The sequence below is a fragment of the Burkholderia aenigmatica genome (assembly GCF_048627025.1).
Lineage (GTDB): Bacteria > Pseudomonadota > Gammaproteobacteria > Burkholderiales > Burkholderiaceae > Burkholderia > Burkholderia aenigmatica.
Map to the genome: position 1 here is coordinate 726,548 of NZ_CP184469.1, position 19,979 is coordinate 746,526.

19 protein-coding genes are annotated in these 19,979 nt (G+C 68.5%); 11 read left to right on the plus strand and 8 right to left on the minus strand.

Annotation, left to right across the window (positions count from 1 at the left end):
* Positions 1-163: 163 nt before the first annotated feature.
* The 4 genes from ACN8ZM_RS20360 to ACN8ZM_RS20375 all read right to left on the minus strand — a co-directional run bounded on the left by ACN8ZM_RS20360 (position 164) and on the right by ACN8ZM_RS20375 (position 3,761).
* A complete protein-coding gene (locus ACN8ZM_RS20360) occupies positions 164-1,510 on the minus strand; it encodes an ATP-binding protein (RefSeq protein WP_420212195.1) in 1,347 nt (448 codons plus the stop codon).
* Positions 1,510-2,223 carry a response regulator gene (locus tag ACN8ZM_RS20365; protein WP_043179863.1) on the minus strand — a complete coding sequence of 238 codons (714 nt, stop codon included), beginning with the start codon at positions 2,221-2,223 and terminating at the stop codon, positions 1,510-1,512. The genes ACN8ZM_RS20360 and ACN8ZM_RS20365 overlap by 1 nt, the downstream gene beginning before the upstream one ends.
* Before the next feature lie 44 nt (positions 2,224-2,267).
* Positions 2,268-2,573, minus strand: a complete 306-nt coding sequence (locus ACN8ZM_RS20370) for an EF-hand domain-containing protein (RefSeq protein WP_155291818.1) — start codon at positions 2,571-2,573, stop codon at positions 2,268-2,270.
* A gap of 93 nt (positions 2,574-2,666) precedes the next feature.
* Complete coding sequence (locus tag ACN8ZM_RS20375) at positions 2,667-3,761, minus strand: hypothetical protein (RefSeq protein WP_420212196.1); 1,095 nt, start codon at positions 3,759-3,761, stop codon at positions 2,667-2,669.
* A gap of 983 nt (positions 3,762-4,744) precedes the next feature.
* On the opposite strand from ACN8ZM_RS20375, the gene ACN8ZM_RS20380 reads away from it, so the two are divergent.
* From ACN8ZM_RS20380 to creD, 5 genes are all read left to right on the plus strand, one after another.
* Positions 4,745-5,653, plus strand: a complete 909-nt coding sequence (locus ACN8ZM_RS20380; protein ID WP_174970345.1) for a sterol desaturase family protein — start codon at positions 4,745-4,747, stop codon at positions 5,651-5,653.
* A 103-nt stretch (positions 5,654-5,756) separates the two neighbouring features.
* Positions 5,757-6,470: an SDR family NAD(P)-dependent oxidoreductase gene (locus ACN8ZM_RS20385; RefSeq protein ID WP_175025717.1), complete on the plus strand. Its 714-nt coding sequence runs from the start codon at positions 5,757-5,759 to the stop codon at positions 6,468-6,470.
* An 86-nt stretch (positions 6,471-6,556) separates the two neighbouring features.
* A complete protein-coding gene (gene creB / locus ACN8ZM_RS20390; protein WP_043179858.1) occupies positions 6,557-7,261 on the plus strand; it encodes a two-component system response regulator CreB in 705 nt (234 codons plus the stop codon).
* Between the two features lie 15 nt (positions 7,262-7,276).
* Entirely contained in the window at positions 7,277-8,728 is a 1,452-nt protein-coding gene (creC, locus tag ACN8ZM_RS20395; protein ID WP_043179855.1) for a two-component system sensor histidine kinase CreC, read from the plus strand.
* 104 nt (positions 8,729-8,832) lie between these two features.
* Entirely contained in the window at positions 8,833-10,224 is a 1,392-nt protein-coding gene (gene creD, locus ACN8ZM_RS20400) for a cell envelope integrity protein CreD (RefSeq protein WP_420212197.1), read from the plus strand.
* A gap of 71 nt (positions 10,225-10,295) precedes the next feature.
* Here the strand turns inward: creD and ACN8ZM_RS20405 are convergent, their stop codons facing one another.
* A complete protein-coding gene (locus ACN8ZM_RS20405) occupies positions 10,296-10,718 on the minus strand; it encodes a RidA family protein (protein ID WP_420212198.1) in 423 nt (140 codons plus the stop codon).
* Between the two features lie 333 nt (positions 10,719-11,051).
* Here ACN8ZM_RS20405 and ACN8ZM_RS20410 point away from each other — a divergent pair, with 333 nt between their 5' ends.
* Complete coding sequence (locus ACN8ZM_RS20410) at positions 11,052-12,062, plus strand: choloylglycine hydrolase family protein (protein ID WP_089452315.1); 1,011 nt, start codon at positions 11,052-11,054, stop codon at positions 12,060-12,062.
* 73 nt (positions 12,063-12,135) lie between these two features.
* Positions 12,136-12,333 carry an oxidoreductase-like domain-containing protein gene (locus ACN8ZM_RS20415; RefSeq protein WP_011354524.1) on the plus strand — a complete coding sequence of 66 codons (198 nt, stop codon included), beginning with the start codon at positions 12,136-12,138 and terminating at the stop codon, positions 12,331-12,333.
* Positions 12,334-12,414: 81 nt separating this feature from the next.
* Here the strand turns inward: ACN8ZM_RS20415 and ACN8ZM_RS20420 are convergent, their stop codons facing one another.
* Complete coding sequence (locus tag ACN8ZM_RS20420) at positions 12,415-13,875, minus strand: MFS transporter (protein WP_420212199.1); 1,461 nt, start codon at positions 13,873-13,875, stop codon at positions 12,415-12,417.
* Positions 13,876-14,045: 170 nt separating this feature from the next.
* Between ACN8ZM_RS20420 and ACN8ZM_RS20425 the strand changes: the two genes are divergently transcribed.
* Positions 14,046-14,918, plus strand: coding sequence for a LysR family transcriptional regulator (locus tag ACN8ZM_RS20425; RefSeq protein ID WP_043181331.1), 873 nt, complete (start codon positions 14,046-14,048; stop codon positions 14,916-14,918).
* Positions 14,919-14,977: 59 nt separating this feature from the next.
* Positions 14,978-15,298 carry a DUF7660 family protein gene (locus tag ACN8ZM_RS20430; protein ID WP_043179842.1) on the plus strand — a complete coding sequence of 107 codons (321 nt, stop codon included), beginning with the start codon at positions 14,978-14,980 and terminating at the stop codon, positions 15,296-15,298.
* 51 nt (positions 15,299-15,349) lie between these two features.
* Here the strand turns inward: ACN8ZM_RS20430 and ACN8ZM_RS20435 are convergent, their stop codons facing one another.
* Complete coding sequence (locus ACN8ZM_RS20435) at positions 15,350-16,252, minus strand: LysR family transcriptional regulator (RefSeq protein ID WP_420212200.1); 903 nt, start codon at positions 16,250-16,252, stop codon at positions 15,350-15,352.
* 101 nt (positions 16,253-16,353) lie between these two features.
* On the opposite strand from ACN8ZM_RS20435, the gene ACN8ZM_RS20440 reads away from it, so the two are divergent.
* A complete protein-coding gene (locus ACN8ZM_RS20440) occupies positions 16,354-17,337 on the plus strand; it encodes an NAD-dependent epimerase/dehydratase family protein (RefSeq protein WP_420212201.1) in 984 nt (327 codons plus the stop codon).
* Positions 17,338-17,468: 131 nt separating this feature from the next.
* Positions 17,469-18,860: an RtcB family protein gene (locus ACN8ZM_RS20445; protein WP_420212202.1), complete on the plus strand. Its 1,392-nt coding sequence runs from the start codon at positions 17,469-17,471 to the stop codon at positions 18,858-18,860.
* A gap of 414 nt (positions 18,861-19,274) precedes the next feature.
* Here the strand turns inward: ACN8ZM_RS20445 and ACN8ZM_RS20450 are convergent, their stop codons facing one another.
* Positions 19,275-19,976, minus strand: a complete 702-nt coding sequence (locus tag ACN8ZM_RS20450; RefSeq protein ID WP_420212203.1) for a DUF2848 domain-containing protein — start codon at positions 19,974-19,976, stop codon at positions 19,275-19,277.
* Positions 19,977-19,979: the final 3 nt, after the last annotated feature.

The window sequence follows — 19,979 nt, forward strand, 5'->3', positions numbered from 1 at the left end:
AACTGGCGAACGGGCGAACGGGCGAACGGGCGAACGGGCGAACGGACGGCGAACGGCGAACGGCGAACGGCGAACGGCGAACGGCGAACGGCGAACGGCGAACGGCGAACGGCGAACGGGCGAGCCGTCGGACAGTCAGGCAGGCCATCAGGCAAACAGTCCGTCAGGCCGACAGCGACCGCCGCACCACTCCTGACGAATCGAGCGGCAACGCAACAACGGCCTCCAGCCCGCCGCCATCTCGGTCGCGGAACGTCAGCGACCCACCATGCAGGCGGGCGATCCGCTCGACGATCGCGAGGCCCAGGCCCGTGCCGCCCGCGTGGTTGCGGGCGTTCGCGCCCCGGCTGAACGGTGCCTTGAGCCGTTCGAGTTCGGCCGCACCGATGCCGTTGCCGCGATCGCTGACCACCGCATACGCGATGCCGCGCTCGGTCCACGTGCGCACGCCGAGGCCCGTCCGGCCATAGACGACCGCGTTCTGCATCAGGTTCATCAGCAGCCGCATCAGCGCGATCGGACGGAACGCGAAAGCGGGCACCGCCCCTTCGTCGAAGTCGAATTCGTGGCCGAGCCCCGCGAAATCCGCGACGAGCTGGCCGATCAACGCATTCAGGTCGCCGGTTTGCGGCGTTTCGCGCTCGCCGCTGCCCGCGTAGTCCATGAATTGCTGCAGGATCGTATCGATCTGGTCCAGGTAGTGCTCGGTCGACGTGGTGAGCGCGTCGTGCGTGCCGCGCGGCAGCGCCATCGCGATCGCCAGGCGCAGCTTGGTGAGCGGCGTGCGGATGTCGTGCGACACGCCGGCCAGCATCAGCGAGCGGGTCGCTTCCGCCTGTTGCAGCGCATCGGCCATCTGGTTGAATGCGCGGCTCACGTCGGCGATTTCGGTCGGGCCGTCGGTGGGCAGCGGCGGCGGGCGCTCGCCCGCGCTGACACGTTGCGCCGCGCGCGCCAGTGCGTCGAGCGGCCGGTTCAGGTGGAGCTGGATCAGGTAGCCGGTCAGCGCCGCGAGCAACGCCAGCCCGACCGACAGCACGAGTGCCGTCGTGATGCCGCTCGCCTGCGCGTCGGCGGCCATCGGCAGCGGCAACCACACAGGCGAGCCGGCAACATGCAACCGGATCCACAGACGCTCGTCGTCGCCCGACTGCCAACGCGCGGGGAGCTCAGGCGGCAGGTGGCGTTCGAGTGCCTGCATGAACACGTCACGCTGCCAGGTGCGGAAGAAGGCCGCCAGGTTCGGTGCTTGCGGCGATGCGGCGGGCGGCAGCGCGGCCTGGCCGCCGAATTGCGCGATGACCGTGCGGCCGGCGTCGGGCGGCAGACTGGCAAGCGTGCGGTCGAGCAACCGCACGTAGTCGGAAAAGACGATCGACGCCCGCTCGATGCGCGGGCGCTGCACGTAGTGCAGCAGCACGGTGAGCGAACAGGCGAGCGACAGCGCGACGAGCGCCACCAGCAGCGCGATGTTGCGCGCGAGCAGCGAGCGCGGCAGCGGGATGCGCATCACGGCTCGACGCCGGCCACCAGCATGTAGCCGATGCCCCAGACGGTCTTGATGAAGCGCGGCTTGCCGGGATCGTCCTCGACGATCTGGCGCAGCCGCAGGATCTGCACGTCGACGCTGCGGTCGAGTGCGGCATGGTCGCGGCCGCGCGCGCGGGCGAGCAGGTTCTCGCGGCTCACCGCGCGGTTCGGCGACGAGCCGAGCGCATGCAACAGCAGCATCTGCGCCGAATGAATCTCGACGGGCGTGCCGTCGCGCATCAGCGTCTGCTGGCCGACGTCGAACGTGAACGCACCGAAACGCAACCGCTGCGACGTGACCGTCGGCTCGCCGGCCGCCATCTTCTGCCGCCGCAGCAATGCGCGGACGCGGGCCACGAGTTCATCGGGGAGAAACGGCTTCGCCAGGTAATCGTCGGCGCCCGTCTCGAGGCCGACGACCTTGTCCGCCGCGTCGCCTTTCGCGGTGAGCATCAGGATCGGCAGCGTCTGGCCTTCGGCGCGCAGGCGCCGGCACACGCTCAGGCCGTCCTCGGGCTCCATCATCAGATCGAGCACCAGCAGGTCGTACGGTTCGCGTTGCAGCAGGCGGTCGAGCCGCTTGCCGTCGGCGACCGCGCGCACCTGGAAGCCGTGGCCGGTCAGGAAGCGCTGCAGCATGTTGCGCAGCTCGGCTTCGTCGTCGAGCACGACGATCCTGCAGGACTGTTCCATCGCTTGCCTCCCGGTGCCGTGCGCGGCCGGATTCTCGTGCGGGTTCAACGGGCCGCCATGCGCTGGCGCATGAAACCGGCGAGCTGCTCGAGCGTGACGTAGCCGTTGTGCTGCGTGTCGATTTCGTCGAAATGCTGCGCGACCATCGGCATGCCCGCGGCGGCCTGCTCGCGGGTGAGCTTGCCGTCGTGCGTCGTGTTCGCGCTGGCGAAACGGGACTGCAACTGCATCAGCGCACGTTCGACGCGTGCCCCGCCGTTCGCCGCGCCAGGCGGCACCTGCTGGGCCGACGCTGCTGCTGAGACGATACACAAAACGACGACGGCAATCATCTTCTTGATGGACTTCATGGGGTTTCTCCTTGCGTGTCCGACGGTCTGCGCCGGCCGGGTGGTTGATGAAACAAACGGATGGAAAACGAAGCGAAACGAAGCGGCGCCGGGTTATGCCCAGTGCGCAGGCACCCACACGCGGCCGGCCCAATGGGCGGGCACCCAGATGACGGCGCGCGGCGGGTGGGCGACATACACGGCACGCGGGGCGACGTACACGGAACGCGGCAGCGGCGGCGCGAGATACAGGACCTTCGGCGGCGGCGGCGCGACGTAGACGACACGCGGCGCGGGTGCGACCACGACAGCCTTCGGCGCCGCAACGCGCACGACCTTCGGCGGGGGCGGCGTGACGATGACAGCGGCAGGCACGGGCGGCGGGGGCGTGACCACGACGGCGGCCGGTGCAGGTGCCGCGACAGCGACCGTGGCGGCGGGCGGCGGGGTCGTCACGACCACCGCGGCCGGCGCAGGCGCCACGACGGGCACCGGCACCGGCACCGGCACCGGCACCGGGACAGGAACCGGCACCGTTCCGCCGGCCACGACCACCGTGCCGCCCACCGTCGTGCTGCCGTGGATCACGGCCGTGCCACCGGTCGAGACCGTGCCGCCGTGTACGACCGTCGAGCCGCCCGACGTCGTCACGACACCCGGCGCCACGCGCGTCGCGCTGCCGGAATGCGTGACGGTTCCGCCGTCGGTGCCCTTCACGGTGCCGGAGCGCGAGCAGGTCGAGCCCGCGCAATTCGTCGACGCCGTGTGGCTGGCCGTGTTGCCGTTCGCGCCCGTGATCGTGCCGCTCGACGAGTACTGGCCCGGGCCGTTGCGCGTCACGCTGCCCGACGTCGTGGCGCTGCGGCCGTCCGAGCCCGTCAGCGAACCGGTGTGCGAGCAGGTGCCGTCCGCGCAGCTCGTGTCGCCGCTGTGTTCGACCGAGCGCCCGTTGGGCCCGACGGCCGTGCCGCTGTTCGAGAACTGGCCGGGCGCGGTGCGCGTGACGGTGCCCGTGTTGGTCGCGATACCGCCGCCGGGGCCGATCACGCCGCCCGCATGCGAGCAGCTGCCGCCGCCGCACGAGCCGGCGTGCGCGCCGTTGTAGGTGCCGCGCGGCGTGTACGCGGTGCCGTGGCCGGCCCAGCCGGCGAAGGCCGGTGCGCAGGCGAGGGTGAGAGCAGTGGCGGTGACGAGGAAGCGGGTTTTCATCGGGTGTCCTTGCGGTTCGTTTCGGTGCACGCAGTGGCGTGGCGACGGGACGAACTTTAGGGCGATGACACGCGCCCGTCGCGTCATAAAAGATGTCGCGGTGTTACACGTGGCGTGCTGTTTCGAAGTACGACGAATGCGTGCGCCGGCCACGGCGATCGCGGGTATGCCGCGCCGGGCAAGGCTGTCGGCGATGCGGTCGCATGAGGGCACGGTGCCGTGGCACGGGTGAGGAACGTGTCGTGCGCAGCGCGAAAGTGTGTCGCGGCGACATGCGGCGACATATTTGCCGGCCGATTCATGCGCGTTTTGTGTCGAGCCGCGTCACGCGAATTGAACGCATGCAGTACGCCATGTGCGACTGGAACGTGCTTCGCCGTAACAGGGCGCGACCGTCGCCAACCATCCGAAGAATCGATTTCCGTCCGATCGGAAACGACAGTGTTCATCTGTCGCGCAGGGCTTGTCCGTCGGCCCGTGTCATGCCGTGTACGACGCCGTCGACCGGCTTCGTCACGGGCGACACATTTTCCGCAGGACAGGCATACGCGCAGCCCCAAACCGGCCACGCTCCAGTCCACAAGCGCCCACGCCCGCCACGCACCACCTGAACGCGCCTTCCCGCACGACATGCGGCGACACATTCCCCGCCGGACACACATACGCGCAGCCCCATACCGGCCCGGCTCCAGTCCACAAGTGTCCACACCCGCCACGCACCAGCTGAACGCGCCTTCCCGCACGACATGCGGCGACACATTTCCCGCCGGTCACGCATACGCGCAGCTCCAAACCAGCCGTCCTCCAATCCACAAGCGCCCTTGACGGCCACGCACCACCCGAACGCCTTTCCCCGCGACATACGGCGACACATTTCCCGCGTGGTCTTTCCATTCCGCGCCCACTACAGTGCGTTCCATTCGACGCGATGGCAGCCCGTGCCGCCCATGACGCGTCCGACTCAACCGAAGGAAAGGCCCATCATGCTCACCACCACAGGAAAGCTCGCGTACTACGTCACGCTCTTCATCGTCGCCGTCTCGCTCGTCGAGGCGGCCGTGCTCACCTGGCGCCGCGCCCGCGGGCCCGAACCGTTCGACTGGAACGAGGTGTGGCTGTCGCTCGCCGATCTCGCGGGCCGCAAGCTGCTCGCGCTGGTGCCGCTGTCGCTCGCCACGCCGCTGTTCGACCTCGCGTGGGCGCACCGGCTCTTCACGATCCCGCTCCACAGCGTCGCGCTCGCGCTGCTCGTGTTCGTCGGCCAGGAGTTCTGCTACTACTGGTATCACCGCGCGTCGCACCGCGTGCGCTTCTTCTGGTCGACCCATGCGGTGCATCATTCGCCGAACCAGTTGACGCTGTCGTCCGCATTTCGCCTCGGCTGGACCGGCAAGATCGCCGGCGCCGCGATGTTCTTCACGCCGCTCGTGTGGCTTGGCGTGCGTCCGGAAGCCGTGCTCGCGATCCTGTCGTTCAACCTGATGTACCAGTTCTGGTTGCACAACACGTGGATGCCGAAGCTCGGCTGGTTCGAATACGTGTTCAACACGCCGTCCGCGCACCGCGTGCACCATGCGTCGAACCTCGACTATCTCGATGCGAACTACGGCGGCGTGCTGGTGGTGTTCGACCGGCTGTTCGGCACCTATGTCGCCGAGCGTGCGGACGAGCCGTGCCGTTTCGGCCTCGTCACGCCGACCCGCTCGCGCAATCCGTTCGTCGTCGAACTCGAGCACTGGGCGAGCCTCGCCCGCGACGTCGCCACGGCCCGCGACGTGTGGACCGCGATCCGCTTCGTGCTGCTGCCGCCGGGCTGGCGCCCCGACAACCAGGGCGAAACGACGGAGGAATTGCGCCGCCGCAGCCTCGTCGCGGTGCGCACGGATGCGTGAACGGCGCTACGCTGTGGCGCATTGCCGGCCGCACACCTATGTCGCGGCCGGCATGACTCATGCAACACGCATCAAGCAACCCTCGATCCAGGAGAAAACATCGATGGAACACGAACTCAAAGGCAAGGCAGTCGCGATCACCGGCGGATTCGGTCATCTGGGCGTCGCGACGGCCGCGTGGCTCGGCGAGCGCGGCGCACGCGTCGCGCTGATCGGCCGCGGTGCGGCCCCGGCGGCGCAGGCGCTGCCCGGCGTGCCGGCCGACGCGCTGCGCATCGGCGGCATCGATCTCGTCGATCCGCAGGCCGCCGCGCAGGCGCTCGATACCGTGCAGCGCGAATTCGGCCGCGTCGATGCGCTGCTGAACATCGCGGGCGCGTTCGTGTGGCAGACGATCGCCGACGGCGACGCCGCCACGTGGGACCGGATGTACGAACTGAACGTGAAGACCGCGCTGAACGCATCGAAGGCCGCGCTGCCGCACCTGCTGGCGAGCCCGGCCGGGCGCATCGTCAACATCGGCGCGGGCGCGGCGTTCAAGGCCGGCACGGGGATGGGCGCCTACGCGGCCGCGAAGGCCGGCGTCGCGCGGCTCACCGAGGCACTGGCGGCCGAGCTGCTCGACCGCGGCGTGACGGTGAACGCGATCCTGCCGAGCATCATCGACACGCCGCCGAACCGCGCGGACATGCCGGATGCGGATTTCACGCGCTGGGTGCGGCCGGAACAGATCGCGGCGACGATCGGCTTCCTGCTGTCGGCCGACGCGCAGGCGATCACCGGCGCGTCGATTCCGGTGACCGGCCGCGTGGCATAGCGCGGCGGGGGTAAGGGCAGGGGCTCGCGCCGCGGCCGGCCGTGCGTACAATGTCGCACCGGATTGCGCGAGCCCAGCCAGAGACCATGCATCAGCCCACTATCCTGATCGTCGAAGATGAAGTGGCGATCGCGGACACGATCGTCTACGCCCTCGGCACCGACGGCATGCAGACCGTCCACTGCACGCTCGGGCAGGCGGCGCTCGACCATCTGCGCGACGCGCGCTTCGATCTCGTGGTGCTCGACGTCGGCCTGCCGGATCTCAGCGGCTTCGAAGTATGCCGGCGGCTGCGCACGTTCTCCGACGTGCCGGTGATCTTCCTCACCGCGCGGCACGATGAAATCGACCGGATCGTCGGGCTCGAAATCGGCGCCGACGATTACGTGGTCAAGCCGTTTTCGCCGCGCGAGCTGGCGGCGCGCGTGCGCGTGATCCTGCGGCGTTTCTACCGGACGGCCGCACCCGAAGCGACGCCCGCGCCCGCGCCGGCTGCGGCCATCGCACCGGGTTTCACGCTCGATACCGACGGCGCGCGCGTGTCGTGGCTCGGCCACGCGCTGGACCTCACGCGCTACGAATTCGGGCTGCTGGCGCTGCTGGTCCGGCATCCCGGGCGCATCTATTCGCGCGAACAGTTGATGGACCTCGTGTGGCACGAGGCATTCGACTCGGCCGACCGCACGGTCGACACGCATATCAAGACGCTGCGCGCCAAGCTGCGCGCGGTCGATCCCGAACGCGACCCGATCCGCACGCATCGCGGGATGGGTTATTCGCTGCAACCTTAACGACCGGTACCGCCCATGCATATCGGCCTGCGCATCTTCTTCGGCTTTTTCCTGATCGTCGGTCTGGCCGCGCTGATCACGCTGCGGGTATTCGTGCAGGAGGTGAAGCCCGGTGTGCGCGAGGCGATGGAGGACACGCTCGTCGATACCGCGCAAGTGCTCGCGACACTGGCCGCCGACGACATGGCGAACGGCCACATCGCCAACGGCGCGTTCGCGCGGCAGCTTTCGAAACTGCACGAAAGCCCGGTCAGCGCGAATGTATGGGGCGTGCAAAAGACCGCGATCGGCTACCGTCTGTACATCACCGACGCGCACGGCATCGTGCGCTATGACTCGTCCGGCAAGGCGGTCGGGCAGGACTATTCGCGCTGGAACGACGTGTACCGGACGCTGCGCGGCGAATACGGCGCGCGCAGCACACGCAGCGATCCGAACGACGACAGCAGCACCGTGATGCACGTGGCGGCGCCGATCCGGCGCGGCAACGAGATCATCGGCGTGTTGACGATCGCGAAGCCGAACCAGACGGTTGCGCCGTTCATCGCGCGCAGCCAGCGCAAGATCATGCTGTACGGCGCGCTGCTGATGGGCGGCGCGATCCTGATCGGCGTGGCCTGCACGTGGTGGCTGGTGGTCGGGCTGCGGCGCCTGCAACGCTATGCGCGCGCGATCGCGGCGGGCGAGCGGGCCGACATGCCGCTGCAGGGCGCGAGCGAGCTGGCCGAGCTCGGGCGCGCGGTGGAAAGCATGCATCAGCGGCTGGAGGACCGGCAGTACGTCGAGACCTACATCCACACGCTCACGCACGAGATGAAGAGCCCGCTGGCGGCGATCAGCGGCGCGGCCGAACTGCTGCAGGAAGACATGCCGGTGGCGAACCGCCGGCGCTTCACCGAAAACATCCGCCGCCAGGCCGGCCGCCTCGAACAGATGATCCGCAAGCTGCTCGCGCTCGCCGAAGTCGAGCAGAAGCAGCGCCTGTCGGTGCGCGAACCGGTCGCGCTGCGGCCGGTGCTCGAACAGCTCGTCGACGATATCGAGCCCCGTGCGCGGCAGCGCGGCGTAAACCTGGCGATCGACGCACACGACGCGGCCGATCCGGCGATCGTCGAAGGCGATCCGTTCCTGCTGCGCCAGGCGCTCGGCAACCTGCTCGACAACGCGCTGGATTTCGCGCCGCAGGGCAGCACGATCCGCATCGCGCTCGAACGGCAGCCGGCGGGGAAGGCGCACGTCGCCGTCGTGCGCGTGGCCGACGACGGCCCCGGCGTGCCCGACTACGCACTGGCGCGCGTGTTCGAGCGCTTCTATTCGCTGCCGCGCCCCGACGGGCAGGATCGCAGCACGGGCCTCGGGCTGTGTTTCGTCCGCGAAGTCGCGATGCTGCACCGCGGGCAGGTCGCGCTCGCGAACCGCGACGAAGGCGGCGCGTGCGCGACGCTCACGCTGCCGTCGGCGGGCTGAGCGCGCTTCACGTTCGCCACACGTTCGCTTCACACCGGCTTCAATCGCCCTTCACCGGGGCTGCTCATGCTGACCGTACCCTTTTACTCCGGTACCCGTCGGCCATGAATCGAGTCCTGTTGTTCAAATTCGCGATCACCGCGTTTCTCGCGCTGCTGATCCTGATCCCGCTGCACATGGTGCAAAGCATCGTGCAGGAACGCTCCGCGTATCGGATGGATGCGCTGCAGAGCATCTGGTCGAGCTATGCGGGGCCGCAGACGGTGGCGGGCCCGGTGCTCGTCGTGCATTACACGGAAGTCACGCGCGTGCGCGACGACACGCCGGCCGGCGGCGCGACGAAGACGAGCCTCAGAAGCGAGACGAAGCGCCTGCTCGTGTTCCCGAAGACGCTGAACGTCGACGGCACGCTGACGACCAGCGTCCGCTATCGCGGCATCCACAAGGCGCTGGTGTACGAGCTGGCGAGCCGGGTGACCGGCACGCTGCCGTTGCCGGACCTGAAGAAGCTGCCACAGGCGGACGGTCACGTGAGCTTCAAGGTCGACGACGCTTACGTCGCGATCGGCATCGGCGACATTCGCGGGCTGACCGCGCAGCCCGACCTGCGCATCGGCGGCGCGCGCTTCGACGTCGAACAAGGCACGCGGCTGGACAGCCTGCGCCAGGGTGTGCACGCGAACGTCGATCTCGCGGCGCTGGCGGACGCAAGCGCGGGGGCGGCCGTGCCGTTCAGCATCGACCTGCCGCTGCGCGGCGCGGATTCCGTCGCGTTCGCGCCGGTGGGCGACCAGAACGATTTCTCGCTGAAATCGACGTGGCCGCATCCGAGTTTCGACGGCGCGTTCCTGCCGAACACCCGCACGGTCGATGCGCACGGCTTCACCGGCAACTGGCGCGTGACGTCGTTCAACACGAAGGCGCGCGAGCAGATTGCGTCGGGCAACGGGGAAGGTGCGATCGAAATGGCATCGGTGTCGGTGATCGAACCCGTGAACGTCTATCTGCAGGCTGAACGCGCGACGAAGTACGGCGCGCTGTTCGTGATGCTCACGTTCGCGAGCTTCTTCATGTACGAGCTCGTGAAGCGGCTGCGCATTCACCCGATCCAGTACGCGCTGGTCGGCCTGTCGCTCGCGCTGTTCTTCCTGCTGCTGCTGAGCCTGTCCGAGCACATCGCGTTCGCGTATGCGTATCTGGCGGCGAGCGGCGCATGCATCGGGCTGCTCGGCTTCTACCTGTCGTTCGTGCTGCAAAGCGTGAAGCGCGGTGCCGTGTTTGCCGCGCTGCTCACGGTGCTGTACGCGGCGCTCTATGGGCTGCTGCTGTCGGAAGACAATGCGTTGATGCTCGGTTCGCTGCTGCTGTTCGCGATCCTCGCCGGCATCATGACGCTCACGCGCCGCGTCGACTGGTATTCGCTCGGTGCCGCGTGGCAGCCGCTGGCCGACAAGGCGGGCGCGGGCACCGCGAAGCCGGGTGCGCAAGTGAAGTAAGCGCGCGGGTGGCGAGCAGGCGCGCCGGTCGGGAATGTCCCGGCCGGCGCGTCATACTGTGCATCGCCGCATCACGCGCGCGGCGCAGGCCGCCGAAAACGCTCCAGTGGAATTTCGGCGACGGCGGTGATCTCGATCAGCAGATCGGGATGGTAGAGACGCTCGACCTGGACGGTCGTCGTCACCGGATAGGGCTCCGGGAAATACGTCTTGCGGAGGTCACCGGCCTGCATGAAGGCATCGATGTCGGTCGCGTAGTGCACGAGCGAAATCACGTCCTGCATCTGTCCGCCCATCGTGGCGAGCACGGCGCCGATGTTGTCGAGCGTCTGCCGCACCTGCGTGCGCATGTCGCCGTGGCCGACCACCTGGCCGTCGCGGTCGAGCGCCACTTGCCCCTTCAGATGCACGATCCGGCCGTCGCCCTGGATCACGGCCATCGAGAACGCGCCGAACGGCGCCCAGACGTCCGGCGGATTCACTGCTTCAGCCATGATGCAGCTCCTGTGTGGCGTGAATGGGTCGGGCACAGCGGATCGATGTCGTCGATCGTCGCGCCATTATGGATGCGTTCGCTTTTGCGCTCCCTGCGGCCGGTGCAAACCGCCTGTCCCGATCGGGCGGCTCCCGGGCGGCGATATTTTTTCTTTCGCGGTGTGAATCGATTCGACTGTTGACGTAGCAGTAATTCTGCGGGGATTCGCGCCTGGAGCACGTCTGCACCGATATGATTCACACGCGCATTCCGCGGTCGGGGACGCGCATGGTCCGAGGGGCGGGCCGATCACGCGCCCGCTATTGCTTCTCGTCAAAACAAGGAAAACAACATGTGTACGAGTTTTGTGATCCGCACGGTGGATGAGCACGTCGTCTATGGCAGAACCATGGAGTTCGCAGAGGATCTGGGTTCGGTCCCGATCGTCATCGAGGCCGGCAAGACGCTGTACGCGTCGCCGCCGCTCGGCAAGCAGGGCAAGAGCTGGACGACGAAGTACAAGGCGATCGGCATGAACGGGCTGAAGATGCCGATCCTGGTGGACGGCATCAACGAGGCGGGGCTGGCCGGCGGGATGCTCTACTTCCCGGAGTTCGCCGAGTATCCGGCGCTGACACCGGAGAACACGGCGCGCGCGTTGGCGCCGTGGGATTTCCTCACCTGGGCGCTGACCGGCTTCGACAGCGTGAGCGACGTCAAGCAGGCGCTCGACGGCATCGTCGTCGCCGATATCCCGCACCCCGCATTCGACGGCGCGCCGCCCTTGCATTACACGCTGCATGACGCGAGCGGCGCATCGCTCGTCGTCGAGCCGGTCGGCGGCGAACTGCGTGTCCACGACAACCCGCTCGGCGTGATGACCAACTCGCCGCCGTTCGACTGGCATTGCACCAACCTGCACAACTACCTGAACCTGTCGCGCGTCACGCCATCGAGCAGGACGCTGTCGCTGTCGCGCGACGCGAAACACGTGAAGCTCAAGGCGTATGGCCAGGGCTACGGGATGCTGGGACTGCCCGGCGACATCACACCGGCGTCGCGTTTCGTGCGCGCGGTCGGGTATGCGACGTACGCAGAAAATCCGCATAGCGGCGCCGACGCGATCCGGCTGGCCGAACACATCATCAATACGTTCGACATTCCGAAAGGGTGGATCAAGGAGGAAGTCGATCACGATCAGCCGGTCTACGAATACACGCAGTGGACCACGATCGCCGACCTGGAGGCGCGCAAGTATTACTTCCGGACGTATGACGATACGGTAATGCGTGTGATCGACCTGGCGACGTCGAAGGTGTCGACGGTCGCGTCGCCGACGCACGTCGAACTGACAACCGTCTAGCCGTTCGGCCTGCTGGAAGCGGCGGTGGCCCGGATCGACCTATACTGATCGTCTTACTTCACCGGACCACGCCGTGCCGAACCAACCTTCCGGGGATCCGTCCGTCGACGATCCCCGTCCGACCCCGCCCATCCAACCCGAACTGGAAGACTGCTGCAACAGCGGTTGCTCGCCGTGCGTCTTCGATCTCTACGACGAAGCCCTCGCGCGCTATCGCGTCGAGCTGGCCGAATGGGAAGCGCGTCAGGCGCAACGCAAGCATCACGCGTGAGCCGGATGCGGGCGTGCGGCTACACCTGCGCCTGCGCCGTTTCCGCGTCAGACCCTGCCGTCGCAACGATTCCCGTCCCGCTTACGCGCCCGCATGCAGCCGCCGATGCAGCGGCCCAAGCATGGCCGATAGCGCGACGCACACGAGCAGCACGGCCGTCAGCGCGAACATCGACGTCCTGAAGCCCTGCACGTAATCGAGTGCGGCCGGATGCGCGCCGAGCCGGGCGAAGAACATGCCGCCGAGCGTGGCCGCGCCGACGGCCGCACCGATCTGCAGCATCGCGGTGACCATGCCGGATGCGACACCCGCGCGTGCCGTGTCGACTTCCGCGAGCACGATCCGCACGACCGACGGCAGCACGAGTCCCTGGCCGATTCCGATCGCCGCAATTCCCGCGTAGAAACCAGGGCCCGGCGCGGCCGCGCCCGCTAGCGCGGCGGCCGTCGCGACGCCGGCCGCGAGCATCGCGAAGCCGAGCGTGAGCACGCGATAGCCGCCGAACCGGCCGACGAGTCGCGGCATCAGCAGCGGGCTCGACAGGAAGCCAAGCCCGAGCGGCAGGATCGCGAGCCCCGACGCGAGCGGCGACCAGTTCAGGCAGCCCTGCAGGTAGATCCCGTAGCTCAGGAAGAACGCGCTCAACGTATAGAACAGGAACGCCAGCACGAGCCCGAGCGCGACGACGGGGTTACGGAACAGGCGCACGTCGAGCAGCGGATCGTGTCCGCTCGTCAGGCGGCGCGCTTCGACCGCCAGCAGCGCGCCGAGCATCGGCAGCGCGCCGACGAGGCACGCGACCATCCACAGCGGCCAGCCGGCCTCGCGCCCGTGCGTGAGCGGGTAGACGAGCATCAGCAGGAACAGCGACAGCAGCGCCATGCCCGGCACGTCGATGCGCTGGCCGCGCGGCGGCCGGCTTTCCGGGATGAAACGCCAGCTGCCGATCAGCGCGAGGATGCCGATCGGCAGGTTGACGAGGAAGATCGCGCGCCAGCCGAGCCCGAACGGATGCAGGCTGATCAACGCACCGCCGCCGAGCTGGCCGATCACGGCCGCGAGGCCGAACACGAAACCGTAGAAGCCCATCACGCGCACCTGCTCCTGCGGGCTGAACACGCTGCGGATCGTCGCGAGCACCTGCGGCGCGAGGATCGCGGCGAACAGGCCCTGCAGCACGCGGCCGCCGACCAGCACCGCGCCGCTGCCGGCGAGCCCGCACAGCGTCGACGCGACGACGAAGCCGGCCATCCCGATCATGAACATGCGTTTGCGGCCGTACAGGTCGCCGAGCCGGCCGCCGGTGATCTGCACGACCGCGTTCGCGCACGCGTATGCCGACACGACCAGCTGCAACTCGGCCGGGCGCGCGCCGATGCCGTCGCGGATGGCCGGTAGCGCGAGATTCACAATGAAGTAGTCGAGCGGCGGCAGAATCGCGCCAACCAGCAGGACCACCAGCGCCCAGCCGTGGTGGCTGCGCGGCGTCGCCGCGGCGGCCGTGCCGGCCGGTACGCAGGGGGCAAGGGTGTCGTTCGTCATGGAAGCAAGTCCGAAAGAATGAGTGCCACATTCACGCCGGACGTGACGCCAGAAGCGCCGGTTCGGCCGTGGACGGGCGATTGACCCCCATTCTGGTCGGTGTCGAAGAATCGGAAAAGCGGGAATTGGTGGTAGCATCCATCGGGTTATTCGATGGATGGAGAATGGCGATGCGCGGTTTCGACCTGGATCAGTTGCGTACTTTCGCGGCGGTCGCGGACGCCGGCAGCCTGACGGCCGCCGCGCCGCTGCTGCACCTGTCGCAGTCGACGGTCAGCGAGCAGGTGCGCAAGCTCGAATCGCGCGCCGGCGTGCCGCTGTTCGTGCGCAGCAAGCGCGGGGTCGAGCCGACGCCGGCCGGCTCGCGGCTGCTGCAGCACGCGCGGCGCATCGTCGCGCTGAACGAGGCCGCGTTCGACGAAGTGCGCGGGCAGGCGATCAAGGGCGAGCTGCGCGTCGCGATCACCGATTACTACCGGACCAACGAAGTCGCGGGCCTGCTCGCGCGGCTGCGGGAGTGCTACCCGCAACTGAGCCTGCACGTCAGCGCGATGAAGAGCGCCGATATCGAGGCCGCGCACGCGCGCGGGCAGGTCGATCTCGGCGTGGTGATGAACCTGTCGAGCGGGCCGTTCCGGCCGGCGTCGGCCGATACGCGCTGGGTGCTGCGGCGTGAGCCGCTGTCGTGGGTCGCATCGCCCGCGCTCGCCGAGCAGTTGCCCGAGCCGCTGCCGCTCGTGCTGCTGCCGGACGACTGCATGATGCATCAGGTCGCGGTGCGCTCGCTCGACGAGCAACACACGCCGTACCGGCTCGTGCACAGCGCGTCGGGGGTCGCGGGGCTGCAGTCGATGCTGGCGGCGGGGCTCGGGGTGGGCTGCCTGTGCGCGTCGGCGATCGGCGAGGGCCTGATGCGGCTCGGCACGAAATACCGACTGCCGCCGCTGCCCGACGCGGTGTTTTCGCTGACGCCACCGATGCCGGGCGAACGCGAAACCGTCACGCAGGCGCGCGAGGTGCTGTCGCGGCAATTGCTGATGTAAAACCGGGCCACACGACCCGCGGCGGCGCGTATCTGAGAGGCGCGCGAAGGAACATAAAAATGAACGACGAACTGCAACGCCAGATGGCCGCGAAGCTGCAGGATGCGCTGGAGCGCGTGGTCGACGAACGCTCGCTGATCCACTTCCTGCGCGTGCTTGGGCACGACTGGAACAAGGAGCGCCAGCTCGAGGCCGACGTGCCGCCGTCGCCGTACGCGCGCGCCGCGCTCGGCTGGGAAAACCACTCGATCGGCGAATACCTCGACGCGATGGTCGACTGGGCCGAAGCGTCGGAGGAAGGGCTGCGCTGCTACGACCTGCCCGACAATCCGTGGCGGCGCATGGCGGACATCCTGTTCGCCGGGAAAATCTACGAATAGCGCCGCTCGGGCGCTTCGTTCACTTCGTTCGCGTACGCCGCCGCGAACCGTCTATTCGACGGCTTCGCCGTTCACATACGCACGCAGCCCGTCGGCCAGCGCATCGAACACCGCGCGGCAGCGCGGGCTCGTCCGCAGGTCCTCGTGCATCACGACCCAGGTTTCCAGCTGCATCGCGGGCCCGTCCGGCAGCACGCGCACGAGCCGTGCGTCGCGTTTCGCGAGCCCGGTCTGGCAGAAGCCGATCCCGTAGCCGGCGCGGATCATCGCGAGCTGCGCGAGGTTGCTGTCGGTGCGCAGCGAGAACGCATCGCGCTTCCACAGCGGCATGCTGCGGCCCACCGCGCGGATGAACGGCGTGACCGTGTCGAAGCCGATCAGCGCGTGATGCGCGAGTTCGTCGGTCGTCGCGGGCACTCCGTTGCGCGCCAGGTAGTCGTCGCGCGCATACATCCCGACATCGATTTCGCCGATGCGCCGCGCAACCAGCGCCTCCTGCACGGGCGGCGCCATCCGGACCGCGATGTCGGCCTCGCGCTTGAGCACGTCCTGGATGCGGTCGGTCGGCACCAGTTCGATGACGAGCCCCGGATGGTTGCGCCGCAATTGCGCGAGAATCGGCGGCAGCACTTCGACGGCGATCACGTCGCTGGCGGAGATCCGCACGATGCCGCGCACGCCGGCGCCGTGGCTCGCGGCCGCGCGCTCGAACGCGGCCGCCGCGCTGCGCAGCGCCTCCGCATGGCCGCGCAGCGCAAGCGCCGCCTCGGTCGGCAGCAGGCCGGACGGCGAGCGCGTGAACAGCGTCTGGCCGAACCCGGCCTCGAGCGCCGCGACGTGGCGGCCGGCCGTCGGTTGCGTGATGCCGAGCGCGCGGGCCGCGCCGGACAACGAGCCCTCCGTCAGCACGGCGAGGAAGGTGCGGTAGCGTTCCCAGTTCAGATCGGTGGTCATGCATAAATGTATAGCCGATCCACCAGGTTCGGCAATTCCTTGATAGCTGAAGGCGCGCCAGAATGCGTGTCATCACGGAAGTTCATTCAAGGAGAGCGGCAATGACGACCCACGCAGGCGGGACCCAACGACAGGCACTCGTGCTCGGCGCGAGCGGCGGGATTGGCGGGGAAGTCGCGCGGCAGTTGCGCGATGCGGGCTGGCAGGTGCGTGGGTTGAAGCGCGGGCTCGACGCCGAGGTCGTGGAGCGCGACGGCATCGCGTGGATGCGCGGCGACGCGATGGACCGCGACGCGGTCGTCCGGGCCGCGCGCGGCTGCAGCGTGATCGTGCACGCGGTGAATCCGCCCGGCTATCGGAACTGGGCCGGGCAGGTGCTGCCGATGATCGACAACACGATCGCGGCGGCGAAGGCGGAGCAGGCCACCGTCGTGCTGCCGGGCACCGTCTACAACTACGGCGCCGATGCATTTCCGGTGCTGGTCGAAGATGCGCCGCAGCATCCGTCGACACGCAAGGGCGCGATCCGCGTCGAGCTGGAGCGCCGGCTGCAGGATGCGGCCGGGCAGGGCGTCCGCACGATCATCGTGCGTGCCGGCGATTTCTTCGGGCCGAAGCTCACCGGCAACAGCTGGTTTGCGGCGGGGTTCGTCAAGGCCGGGCAGCCGGTTGCGGCCATCAGCGTGCCGGGGCGGGACGGCATCGGGCATCAATGGTCGTATGTGCCGGACGCCGCGCGCTCGATGGTCGAGCTGATCGAGCGGCGCGACACGCTGGAGCCGTTCGCGCGCTTTCATCTCGGCGGCCATTGGGACGCGGACGGCACGCAGATGGCGGAGGCCGTGCGCCGCGTCGCGCAGCGGCACGGGCTGCGGCCGACGGTGCGCAAGTTCCCGTGGTGGTTCGTGTGGGCGGCGGCGCCGTTCGTCACGACGCTGCGCGAATTGCTCGAGATGCGTTACTTGTGGCGCGAGCCGATCCGGCTCGACAACACGCGGGTGACCGCAGTGCTCGGCCGCGAGCCGGTGACGCCGCTCGACGCGGCGGTGGAGGCGACGCTGACGGGGCTCGGGTGTCTCAACTGAGCAACGGCGGTCGCGAACGGAATCGCGTTCTGCTATGATCCGCGCTCCCTTCCTCGACGCTGCTGCAGGAAGGTACCCACGACCGCCGCAAGGCCGGAGGTCGCGTCGTACCTTTTTCATTTCCAGCAGCGATGTCTACTCTTCCTCGCTTAAAAAAGGCCTTGCAACGGCAAGGCATCCATGTCGACTATCACGCCGGCATTTATCACCTGCGCAATGAACTGACGCAGGCATCCGTCCTGTTGCCCGCTTCGCTCCCGCTCGAGGAGAAGGCCGTTCAGCAGTTGCTCGCGTTCGCGGCCGTCCGTTCGCCGGATGGTCATCAGCGCGTGTGCAAGGCGTGCGCGACGCCCGATTTTCATCCGGGCGGGGTCGCGCCGGTCGGTTCGATCGTCGCGACCGACGACGCGTTCGTGATTCCCGCCGCGATCGGCACCGATATCAATTGCGGGATGCGTCTCGTCACCACGGGCCTCAAGCGGTCGGCGCTTGCGCCGTTCGAGACGGCGCTCGTCGAGCGGCTGACGCGCGCGATTCTCGCGGACCGGCGCGACGTGCCGGTCGGCAGCGACGCATTCCGCGCGCTGTTCGATGCGGGCCCGGCGGCATTCGTCGATCGCGTTGCGCCGCAGGGGCTCTGGCAGCACGTCGACCGCGACCGGCTCATCGACGAACTGTCGGCGTGCATCGGCCTCGACCGGTTCGACGGCAGCGCGAAATACGCGCCGGACGCACACGTCGGGTCGCGGGAGGTATTCCGCGATCCTTGCCTCGGTACCCCCGGGGCGGGCAATCATTTCGTCGAACTGCAGGTGGTCGACCAAGTGTTCGACCGGCATGCGGCCTACCGTGCGGGACTCGCGAAGGACGATGTCGTCGTGATGATCCACAGCGGGTCGCGCGATGTCGGTTTCTACGTCGGGCGCCGCTGGATGGACCGGGCGCGCGCGGCGTGGCCGGCGGGCGTCAGGCATCCGGAAAGCGGCCTGTACGGCCTTTCCGGCGAACTGGCGCGCGAATACCTCGTCGCGATGGGCACGGCCGCGCGCTATGCGTGGCTCAACCGTGTCGTGCTGGCCGAGATGGTTCGCAAGGAACTGGCGGAACTCACCGGCGAGACCCGCTCGGCACTGGTGGTCGACGTGCCGCACAACGTCGTGCTGCGCGAAGACGGGATGAACATCCATCGCAAGGGGGCGACGCCCGCCCGCGACGGCGATCTCGCGCTGATTCCCGGATCGATGGGCGATGCGTCGTTTCTCGCGACGGGGCTCGGCCATCCGGACTGGCTATGGTCGTGCAGCCACGGCGCCGGCCGCAGCGTGCGCCGGCAGGCGGTGCGGCGGATGCGCACGGAGCAGGCGCCGGGCACGTGGCGCTGCGTCACGCTGCGCGACGAGCGTCGCATCGAGGAAGCGCCGGAAGCCTACAAGCCGATCGGGCCCGTGATCGACGCGCAGGAGCAGGCCGGCCTCATTCGCAGCGCGGTCCGGTTGAAGCCGTGGGTCACGTTCAAGGCGTGACGGGCGGCGGCGTGCTCCGCGGCGGCCGTCATCGCTTGCGCGAGGACCGGCGACCCGCCGTCCGCCTACCCGTGCCGCGGGCTGCGCCCGGGCACGGGGAACGCGTCATCGCGAACCGCGGAACCCGCGCGACAACAATTTTCCACATAACCGGGCGCGTCCGATGCGCATCATGGCGGTCAACGTCGAAACAGCGAAAACGGGGGCGCCATGTTGCATATCGGATGGAAAGTGTCGGTTGTGGGGGCAATCATGTTTGCATTGAGCGGGTGCACCAACCTGGTTGGGGTGCTGTATTGCGGCAACTCACAGTTCAACTTCCCGGACTATCACTGCTTTTAGCCGTACCGGCAGGGACACGCGCGGCGACAGATAGCTGTCGCGCCCGTGTGCCGCGCGATGGCTGATTGCCCGTCACGCGACGACCGGCAACACCTCCACCGCGTAGCGGTGCCGAAGGCTGCGCCCGAGCACCGGATCGTGCAGTTCCATCTCGAACGCATCGCCGTCGCCCATCGCCGCGATCGTGCCATGCACGGCAACCGTGCCGCCATACATCGCGCCGCGCGCGGGCATCGTGCGGCGGTCGTCGAAGCGCTGCCACAGCACGTCGGGCGGGAGCAGGCCGCTCACCGCGCCGTGCTGGTATGCGGTGCGCTCGCCATCGCGCGAGATCAGCCACGAACGCATCTCGATCGCATCCCAGTGATCCGCGACTTCCGCGTAAAGCCATGCGTCGCGGCCGAGCGGTTTCGCGCACACCTGCTTCGACACCGCGACGCCGTAGGCTTCGACTTCGCGATCCGTATGATCGGAGCCGACGGTCACGAGCGTGCCGGCCGGGCTGTCGACCAGCACGCATTCGATCTCGCCGCCCGAGCGCGCGCCGAGCACGCCGATCGACGGCGCCTGCGTGAGCAGTGCGGCCGACACGCGATAGAAGCACGGCGTGGTCGATGGCGGCGCAACGCCGAGCGCCGCGAGTTCGTCGATATGCGCGCGGATCGCGGCGGGATCGCGGCCGGCCCAGCCGGCGATCACGACGCGCTCGATCTCGACCTCGACGGCGGCCGGTGCGTGTTGCCGGGACATCACGTTGAACGACAGGGTTTGCATGCG

What these genes read in the sequence shown, in the direction of transcription:
- ACN8ZM_RS20445 (WP_420212202.1), top strand. Translation starts at nt 17,469, where the DNA reads ATGTCTACTCTTCCTCGCTTAAAAAAGGCCTTGCAACGGCAAGGCATC.
- ACN8ZM_RS20380 (WP_174970345.1), top strand. Translation starts at nt 4,745, where the DNA reads ATGCTCACCACCACAGGAAAGCTCGCGTACTACGTCACGCTCTTCATC.
- ACN8ZM_RS20410 (WP_089452315.1), top strand. Translation starts at nt 11,052, where the DNA reads ATGTGTACGAGTTTTGTGATCCGCACGGTGGATGAGCACGTCGTCTAT.
- ACN8ZM_RS20435 (WP_420212200.1), bottom strand. Translation starts at nt 16,252, where the DNA reads ATGACCACCGATCTGAACTGGGAACGCTACCGCACCTTCCTCGCCGTG.
- creC (WP_043179855.1), top strand. Translation starts at nt 7,277, where the DNA reads ATGCATATCGGCCTGCGCATCTTCTTCGGCTTTTTCCTGATCGTCGGT.
- ACN8ZM_RS20425 (WP_043181331.1), top strand. Translation starts at nt 14,046, where the DNA reads ATGCGCGGTTTCGACCTGGATCAGTTGCGTACTTTCGCGGCGGTCGCG.
- ACN8ZM_RS20450 (WP_420212203.1), bottom strand. Translation starts at nt 19,976, where the DNA reads ATGCAAACCCTGTCGTTCAACGTGATGTCCCGGCAACACGCACCGGCC.
- ACN8ZM_RS20405 (WP_420212198.1), bottom strand. Translation starts at nt 10,718, where the DNA reads ATGGCTGAAGCAGTGAATCCGCCGGACGTCTGGGCGCCGTTCGGCGCG.
- ACN8ZM_RS20365 (WP_043179863.1), bottom strand. Translation starts at nt 2,223, where the DNA reads ATGGAACAGTCCTGCAGGATCGTCGTGCTCGACGACGAAGCCGAGCTG.
- creD (WP_420212197.1), top strand. Translation starts at nt 8,833, where the DNA reads ATGAATCGAGTCCTGTTGTTCAAATTCGCGATCACCGCGTTTCTCGCG.
- creB (WP_043179858.1), top strand. Translation starts at nt 6,557, where the DNA reads ATGCATCAGCCCACTATCCTGATCGTCGAAGATGAAGTGGCGATCGCG.
- ACN8ZM_RS20385 (WP_175025717.1), top strand. Translation starts at nt 5,757, where the DNA reads ATGGAACACGAACTCAAAGGCAAGGCAGTCGCGATCACCGGCGGATTC.
- ACN8ZM_RS20440 (WP_420212201.1), top strand. Translation starts at nt 16,354, where the DNA reads ATGACGACCCACGCAGGCGGGACCCAACGACAGGCACTCGTGCTCGGC.
- ACN8ZM_RS20360 (WP_420212195.1), bottom strand. Translation starts at nt 1,510, where the DNA reads ATGCGCATCCCGCTGCCGCGCTCGCTGCTCGCGCGCAACATCGCGCTG.
- ACN8ZM_RS20370 (WP_155291818.1), bottom strand. Translation starts at nt 2,573, where the DNA reads ATGAAGTCCATCAAGAAGATGATTGCCGTCGTCGTTTTGTGTATCGTC.
- ACN8ZM_RS20430 (WP_043179842.1), top strand. Translation starts at nt 14,978, where the DNA reads ATGAACGACGAACTGCAACGCCAGATGGCCGCGAAGCTGCAGGATGCG.
- ACN8ZM_RS20420 (WP_420212199.1), bottom strand. Translation starts at nt 13,875, where the DNA reads ATGACGAACGACACCCTTGCCCCCTGCGTACCGGCCGGCACGGCCGCC.
- ACN8ZM_RS20375 (WP_420212196.1), bottom strand. Translation starts at nt 3,761, where the DNA reads ATGAAAACCCGCTTCCTCGTCACCGCCACTGCTCTCACCCTCGCCTGC.